The sequence below is a fragment of the uncultured Corynebacterium sp. genome (genome assembly GCF_902489365.1).
GTDB lineage: Bacteria > Actinomycetota > Actinomycetes > Mycobacteriales > Mycobacteriaceae > Corynebacterium.
In genome coordinates this window covers 1-7,930 of the sequence record NZ_CABTZR010000092.1, presented here as the reverse complement: position 1 = coordinate 7,930, position 7,930 = coordinate 1, and the positions used below count along the sequence as shown (strand labels likewise).

Sequence of the window (7,930 nt, the reverse complement as noted above, 5' to 3'; positions counted from 1 at the left end):
GGCGTTGCGAGCCTCGTCGCGGATGAAGTTGGCGTAGTCGAAGATCTCGGCGCCCTCGTACTGGAATTCCACCATGGCCTGGACCTGGGCGGCCATGGCCTCGCGGGCCTTTTTGGTGAAGGTGGTCGGGTCGGCCTTGGCCTCGTTGTGCCAATCCTCGACGGTGATTTCGGTGGGCAGGTAGCTCAGCGGGTCGTGCGCGGAGGTCTGGTCCGTGACGATGTCCACGGTGAACTCTCCGGCGCGCTGGCGGCGCAGCACCTCCGGGAAGACCTCTGCGGCGTTGCCCACGAGGCCCACGGACAGCGGCTTCTTGTTCTCCTTGGCGTCGAGCACCAGCTTGAGGGCCTCATCCAGGTCGCTAACAACCTCATCGAGGTAGCGCTTGTGCTGGCGGCGCTTCAGGCGGGTCTCATCCACATCCACGATGAGGCAGGCTCCGCCGTTCAAGGTCACGGACAGCGGCTGTGCACCGCCCATGCCGCCGCAGCCACCGGTGAGGGTAAAGGTGCCGGCGAGCGTGCCGTTGAAGCGCTTCTTTGCCACGGCCGCGAAGGTCTCGAAGGTACCCTGCAGGATGCCCTGGGTAGCGATGTAAATCCAGGAGCCGGCCGTCATCTGGCCGTACATCATCAGGCCTTCGTCTTCGAGCTTGCGGAAGTGCTCCCAGTTGGCCCAGTCACCGACCAGGTTGGAGTTGGCGATGAGCACGCGCGGCGCCCACTCGTTGGTCTTCCAGATACCCACCGGCTTGCCGGACTGCACCAAGAGGGTCTCGTCGGGCTCGAGGTCCTTGAGGGACTCCACAATGGCATCGAAGGCCTCCCAGCTGCGGGCAGCGCGTCCGGTACCACCGTAGACCACGAGGTCCTCGGGGCGCTCGGCAACCTCGGGGTCGAGGTTGTTCATGAGCATGCGCAGCGGGGCTTCGGTCTGCCAAGACTTGGCGGTGATTTCGGTTCCGCGCGGGGCGCGTACTTCGCGGGGTTCAGACATGACTTCCTTTCGCTCGTGCTTTTCGACGCCCTCCCAAACCCACCAAGGCCGGTTTCCCGGGGCTGTCCCTTCAAGGGCTTGGTCAGCGTCACACAGGACAAGTTACTGTGACGCAGGACCATGAGCCAGGACACTTTTGGCCTAGCTGTCTCAGATACGAGACTGCCGCGCGGCTGGCACTGCAGCGGAGCGCTGCCCGCCCCCGCCACAGCCAACGCCAAACGCAAAAGTGCAGACCTGGAAGTGCATACGCGCAGGTGGGCGTCGTGAAGCGCCAAGGCAGTGCTTGACGACGACCAGCAGGTCTGCACTTCCAGGTCTGCACATCTACAAACGCGGACCGCGCGCCAAGTGCTTCCCCACGGTCTCCTGGAAGTAGTCGGGGCGCGCGTTTAATTGTTCTGGGCTAAACCTCAAGACGATGTAGCCCTTGTTGAGGATGTCCTGCTGCCGCCGATGCTCCGCGCGTATTACCTCTTCGGCCTCGAAGCGGTACTTGACGTTCCCGTCAATCTCGATCACAAGCCACCCATTAATGACCAGGTCCGCTCGATACCTTTCAATCACATGTTGCGCCTTGACCCAGCGCAGCTCCGGGTAGTCCGCCGCAAGGATCAAGGCACGGGCATAGGATTCCCACGGTGACTCCGCGCAGTTGACACTCTCAGCAACCGCCCGCCGCGCGGCGGCAACGCCCTTGACCCTCCCCATGGCGCCAAGCGTCTCGTTAATCCTGAACTGACCTACATTGCGCGCCCGCACATCATCGACGGCAACAAGCCCCTCCTCAAATCCATAAAAGCGAGCGATGTCTATTGCCGTGCGTTCCAGCGAAGACACGCGAATCCCGTGAACAACCGTCTCTTTACCGCGCAAGTCCATGCGCCGGTAGCGGACATTGGACGTGGCGCGTTGTGGTACCGAGTTCGAAGGCAACGTTGCCTCCCACTCGGCGGGTGGCACAACCAGGGGAATCCCGTGAATGAGCGCGGCGGATTTTCCCACTAATGTTGCCTTGGGCAAGCTCAGCCCGAGCACGTATGCCTTCGCAGTCTCCTTTTGCCACGGCTTGAGCTCGTGCCAGTGCACCAACGGCAGCACGTAGCACCACGCCAGTTTGGCCACCTTGCCAGCATGCACCTTCTTCCACCGGGGATCATCATTGGGTAGCTTGCGAAGGTCGATAAGGTGCTGGTCCACGAAGTTAAAAAGTTGTTCATTGTTCATGCACTACTCATAACCCAGCTTTGTGCGCTTCGCCACAGATAGGCTTCCGTTCTTCACCACCGCCACGCTCCTACGTTTCGGCGCGAATGCAAAAGTGCAGACCTAGAAGTGCAGACCTGCTGGTCGTCGCAAAGCACTGCCCGGGCGCTGGACGACGCCCACCTGGGCGTATGTACTTCTAGGTCTGCACTTTTGGAACTAAGGGCGCACGAAAAAGCCCCATGGCATACACGCCATGGGACTGGGGTGAAGTTAGCGCAACGTGCCGACGGCCCCCTCTACCGCAGCCACCAGCGCGCCTTCCTTAACCAGACGCACGGTCTCCTCAATCTCCGGGGAGAGGTAACGGTCAGTGCCCGGGCCCTGGACAGTCTTGCGCAGAGCATCGATGACCGCGCCGGTACCCTTGGCCGGCTGGCCCTCGCGCATATCAATAGCGCGGGCGGCGGTGAGGATTTCAATGGCGAGGACGCGCTGCAAGCCATCGACTGCCTTGCGCAGCTTGCGCGCACCCGACCAGCCCATGGAGACGTGGTCTTCCTGCATGGCCGAAGACGGGATGGAATCCGCCGAGGACGGGTTGGCCAAGCGCTTGAGCTCAGAGACGATGCCCGCCTGCGCATACTGCGCAATCATGTGGCCCGAGTCCACGCCCGGGTCATCCGCCAGGAAGGCGTTGAGGCCGCGGTTGCGGGCGACGTCGAGGAAGCGGTCGGTGCGGCGCTCAGAGATGGAGGCCAGGTCAGCCACGACGATGGCCAGGAAGTCCAGCGCATAGGCCACCGGCGCGCCGTGGAAGTTTCCATTGGAGACCACGCGCCCGTCCTTGGCCACCACCGGGTTATCCACGGCGGCAGCGAGCTCGCGCTCGGCAACCGTTGCTGTGTGCGCCACGGTATCGCGGAAACCACCGGCCACCTGCGGGGCACAGCGCACCGAGTAGGCGTCCTGGACCTGCTTCTTCTTGAATTCCTCGAGGGCGGCCTCAAGAATCTCAGAGCCCTCCGCAACCTGCAGGATATTGGCCGCGGCATCCGCCTGGCCGGGGTGCGGGCGCAGCTGCTGCAGGTCATCGGCGAAGACCACCAGCGTACCCAGCAGGCCTTCCACCGTCATTGCGGTGGCGATATCCGCGGTCTTGGCCAGCTCGCGCAGGTCGGTGATAGCCAGGCAGAGCTGGCCCAGCATGCCGTCGGTGCCGTTAATGAGTGCTAGGCCTTCCTTCTCCCGCAGCTTGAGCGGCTCAATGCCCGCAGCCGCCAGGGCCTCGGCAGCCGGGGTGGCCTCACCGCCGTCGACGCGCACCTCGCCCTCCCCCAGCAGCGCCAGCGCACAGTGCGCAAGCGGAGCCAAGTCGCCGGAGCATCCCAGGGAGCCGTATTCGCGGACCACCGGGTGAATGTTCGCGTTGAGCACTGCCGCATAGGTTTCCGCCACCACCGGACGCACGCCAGTACGCCCAGTGCACAGGGTGGACAGGCGCAGCAGCATCAGCGCACGGATGACCTCTTGCTCAACCTCCGGGCCCGTGCCCGCCGCATGGGAGCGCACGAGCGAAAGCTGCAGCTGCGCGCGCATCTCCTCCGGAATGTGGCGGCGAGCCAGCGCACCGAAGCCGGTGGAGATGCCGTAGACCGGGGTCGGATCCTGGGCCAGTTCCTCGACGCGCTCCCGCGTCGAGGCGATTTCCGCCAGGGCATCCTCAGAAATCGCCACCTTCGCGCCATAGCGCGCAACGGCCACGACCTCCTCGATGCTCAGCGCACCGATACCCACGGTCACGGTGGAGGGATAAGAATTAGACATGTAAGGCTCCTTTAACGTCGCTGCGTTGCCCACGCCCCACCACCCACGTGGAAGGGAGAAAGGCACGCGAAACACGTACTTGCTTTCACAAGAATAGAAAATAGTGATACGCGCGACAGCCTTACGCGTTGCGCTCATAGTACAACAGGCTGCCCGGCGCGCCAATACCCCGGGCACTACCTGTTAGCGGCGCCCGTACATCCTCTCCGCCACTTGCTGCGCGGCCGCGTGCAGGTGCTGTGCCACGTCTGCCGCATCTGCTGTGCCCACGGGAAAAGTCACCGCGAGTGCCGCTGCGGGCCTGCCCACGTGGTCAACCACCGCCACGCCTACCGACGCCTGCCCGCGCGCCACCACCTCGACCTCTTCGGCCCAACCGCGTTCGCGTACCTGGCGCAAGATTTCCTTGTACTCCCCAAAACCTAAGGACCCCGGGACAAATGCTGCACGCCACTCTGCTTCCGGAAGCAAGGCCAACATGGCCCGCCCAGAGGCCGTCCGCTGCGCCTGCAGCCGCACGCCCCTCTCCGTGACCAAGGACAGCGCCCCCGGAGCGCGGACCTCGTTGAGGTAGAGAATCTCCGTTCCCGCTAAACGCGATAAATGTCCCGAGCCCCCGACGCTGCTGGCAATCCGCTCAAGGTGCCCCTGCGTCGCCCGCACCAGGGGCTGCTGCGTGGCGTAGGCAGCAGCCATCGAATAGGCAACGAGCCCCAACCCATAGGTCTGGTTTTCCGGCAGGTGCACCACGAAGCCCGCGTCCACCATCTCCTTGAGCAGGTGGTAGGTGGATGAGCGCGGCAGGTTCAGCTCGCTGCGAATGCGCGCGGCGGAAATCGGCACGTCGATGGTGGACAGCAGCCGGAGGATTTCCAGCGCGTTGCGCGCCGCCGGGACTCGGGAGGTACTCATGGGCCCACATTCTAACGAGCCCGCTTAGGCGTCCTCCCTAAGTCACCAGGAAGGCAATCGGCGTCGCAATAATGATGGTCAGCACCACGCGCTCGAACCAGATGACCACGATCTGCCAGAGCTTGATCGGAATCTTGGTGGCCAGGATGCACGGCACCAACGCGGAGAAGAAAATGATGGCGGAAATCGCGACCACGCCAATGACGAACTTGAGCACCATGCTTTCAAAGCCGGCCACGGCCGTCGCCGGCAGGAACATCTCCGCAATACCCATAGCCGCGGCCTTGCCCGCCAGCTCCGGTTCCGGCAGCTGGACAATCCAGGCGAACGGGTAGAACAGGTAGCCCAACCAATCAAAGAGCGGGGTGAAATTCGCCAGCAGCAAACCAATCAGGCCCACAGACATGATGGAGGGCACAATGGCCGCCGCCATGCGCACACCATCGCGCAGGTTCTCCCAGATGGCAGCACCCAAGGAAGGCGCGCGGTCCAACGCCAGCAGCGCTTCCCGCCACGCGGCCTTAAAGAAATTGCCCTTCACCGGCTTTTCCGGGTCCGGCTTTATACCATCTACGTAGTCATTAGGAATCCTGCTCAGCGGCGGAATCCACACGGTAATCGCCGTGACCAGGAAGGTCACCACGAGGGATACTGCGAAGTACATGCCCCACATATCCATAAGGTCGAGCTGCTTAGCGACGATCACCATGAACGCCGCCGAGACCGTCGAGAAGCCCGTCGCGATGATAGAGGCCTCACGCGCGGTATAGCCGCCGCGCTGGTACACGCGGTCAGTGATGAGGATTCCCAGCGAGTAGGAACCCACGAAGGAGGCCACAGCGTCGATGGCGGAGCGCCCCGGCGTGCGCCACAGCGGGCGCATGATGGGCTGCATGAATACACCCACGAATTCCAAAAAGCCGAAGCTGATGAGCAGAGCTAGGAATGCGCCGCCGATGGGCACGATGAGGCCTACCGGGGTGGCAATGGAATTCCACAGGAAGGGCACGATGTCCTCGTTGCCCAGCACTCCTGGCAGCGTTCCGATGACCATAAGGAAGGAAACCACCAGGCCCACCACATTGAGAACTGTAAAGACCGCTTGCAGCGGCCCCTCCTGCCAGTTCTTATTCACGATGCTGCGCACCGTGCCATAGAGCGCTAACGCCAGGATGAACCAGGGCACGAAGGCGTCGGCATAGGTGCGGATGATGGTGACCATGTGGTCAAGCGGGATGGATTTCTTTCCGTCATAACTAATGGGAAAGAAGAATACGAAAGCGCCAATAGCGCTGTAGACAAAGAGGCGCCAGATGCCCTTCTTGGAGGGGACATCGTCGTCGCTCTCGTAGAAGGCGTCAACGATTGCGTCTTCAGAGTTCATGTTCTACCTCACGGTGGTGGAAACTACACGTCATTAGCACGGCCACAACACGCCCAATATTTGAGCGCGCCACACAAACACACGCCTCCACAAGGCGGTTGTTTTAAGCCGTGCCCACGCGACAGCCACACGCAGGTCTTCCACATACTAGCGGCACCACACACAAATGTCACGCACATCACCCCCACGCACGAAATGAGGTGCCCACCATAGAGCCGGATCAAGCTACCCCACCACCAAATTGACCCCACGTCTCAACTAGAGGAAAGTAGCTCCCAGACCCACCCGCACCAACCACTCCCCTTACGCGGTGCCGGAACTAACGAGCACCGCATTGGGGAACTGAGGAGGACGCATCCCCGTGGCAGAAACCACCGCCAAGCGCACCGGCTTGAAACACCGGCACCTGCACTTCATCGCCCTGGGCTCAGCCATCGGCACCGGCCTGTTCTACGGCTCCGCCGGCGCCATTCAAGCCGCCGGCCCCTCGGTCCTCTTGGTCTATCTCCTCGGCGGCGCCGTGGTCTACTTCCTCCTGCGCGCACTGGGTGAGATGTCCGTGCACCACCCCGTCACCGGTTCCTTCGCCGAATACGCCCGCACCTTCTTAGGCCCTTGGGCCGGCTATATCACCGGCTGGATGTTCGCCTTCGAGATGGTCATCGTGGCCCTCGCCGACCTCACCGCCATCGGCGTCTACATGCAATTCTGGTTCCCCGGCTCGCCCAAATGGGTGTGGGTCGCCGCCACACTGCTTCTCGTCGGCGGCGCCAACCTCGCCACCGTCAAGGCTTTTGGCGAGCTGGAATTCGCCTTCACCATCGTCAAGGTCGGCGCCGTCATCGCGATGATCCTAGGCGGCGTGGCTGTCTTAGTCTTCGGCCTCTCCACCGCGGAGACCACCGGCCCGGCCAACCTCGTCAACGATGGCGGCTTCTTCCCCAACGGCGTCTCCGGCATGGTCGCCTCCTTCATCCTCGTTCTCTTCGCCTTCGGCGGCACGGAGATCGTCGGCGTCGCCAGTGCGGAGGCAGAAGATCCCGCCAAGTCCGTGCCCAAGGCCGTCAACACCATCCCGGTGCGCATCCTGCTGTTCTACGTCCTGGCCATCCTGGTCATCCTCATGATCAATCCCTGGCGCAGCATCACCGGTGAGGAAAGCCCCTTCGTCCAAATCTTCTCCACCCTCGGCGTCACCTGGGCTGCCGCCGCACTCAACGTCGTTGTCATCACCGCGGCGGTTTCTGCCATCAATGCGGATCTCTTCGGCGCCGGCAACGTTCTCACCGGCCTGGCACGCCAGAACCTCGCACCGAAGGTCATGGCTAAAAAGACCCGAGGTGTGCCGGTCATGACCATGATCATCCTGCTGATCGTCATGATTATCGGTACCGGACTCAACGCGCTTATCCCGGATAACGTCTTTGAGGTCATCGCCTCCCTGGCCACGTTTGCCACCATCTACGTGTGGTTGATGATCCTCCTGGCCCACGTGGCTTCCCGCCGCCAGATGTCGCCTGAAGAACGCGCCAGCCTGGAATACACCGTGCCCTTCTGGCCCTGGGGCCAATACTTCTCCATCGCCTTCATCATCTTCACTTTTGG

General features: G+C 62.6%; 6 protein-coding genes. 1 reads left to right on the top strand and 5 read right to left on the bottom strand.

Annotated elements, in window-relative coordinates; genetic code table 11:
- From hutU to RDN59_RS10555, 5 genes are all read right to left on the bottom strand, one after another.
- Positions 1–996, bottom strand: a 996-nt coding sequence (gene hutU, locus RDN59_RS10575; protein ID WP_308607803.1) for a urocanate hydratase, incomplete at its 3' end; no start/stop codon positions are given.
- Between the two features lie 327 nt (positions 997–1,323).
- Positions 1,324–2,223: a DUF559 domain-containing protein gene (locus RDN59_RS10570; RefSeq protein ID WP_308607802.1), complete on the bottom strand. Its 900-nt coding sequence runs from the start codon at positions 2,221–2,223 to the stop codon at positions 1,324–1,326.
- 252 nt (positions 2,224–2,475) lie between these two features.
- Positions 2,476–4,029: a histidine ammonia-lyase gene (gene hutH, locus RDN59_RS10565; RefSeq protein ID WP_308607801.1), complete on the bottom strand. Its 1,554-nt coding sequence runs from the start codon at positions 4,027–4,029 to the stop codon at positions 2,476–2,478.
- Positions 4,030–4,212: 183 nt separating this feature from the next.
- Positions 4,213–4,941, bottom strand: coding sequence for an IclR family transcriptional regulator (locus tag RDN59_RS10560; RefSeq protein ID WP_308607800.1), 729 nt, complete (start codon positions 4,939–4,941; stop codon positions 4,213–4,215).
- 37 nt (positions 4,942–4,978) lie between these two features.
- Positions 4,979–6,325 carry a YjiH family protein gene (locus RDN59_RS10555; protein WP_308607799.1) on the bottom strand — a complete coding sequence of 449 codons (1,347 nt, stop codon included), beginning with the start codon at positions 6,323–6,325 and terminating at the stop codon, positions 4,979–4,981.
- Between the two features lie 361 nt (positions 6,326–6,686).
- Between RDN59_RS10555 and RDN59_RS10550 the strand changes: the two genes are divergently transcribed.
- Positions 6,687–7,930 (top strand): amino acid permease (locus tag RDN59_RS10550; protein ID WP_308607798.1); only part of this gene is annotated, 1,244 nt, incomplete at its 3' end.

Coding starts and splice junctions, on each gene's coding strand:
- RDN59_RS10570 (WP_308607802.1), bottom strand. CDS start 2,223: ATGAACAATGAACAACTTTTTAACTTCGTGGACCAGCACCTTATCGAC.
- hutH (WP_308607801.1), bottom strand. CDS start 4,029: ATGTCTAATTCTTATCCCTCCACCGTGACCGTGGGTATCGGTGCGCTG.
- RDN59_RS10560 (WP_308607800.1), bottom strand. CDS start 4,941: ATGAGTACCTCCCGAGTCCCGGCGGCGCGCAACGCGCTGGAAATCCTC.
- RDN59_RS10555 (WP_308607799.1), bottom strand. CDS start 6,325: ATGAACTCTGAAGACGCAATCGTTGACGCCTTCTACGAGAGCGACGAC.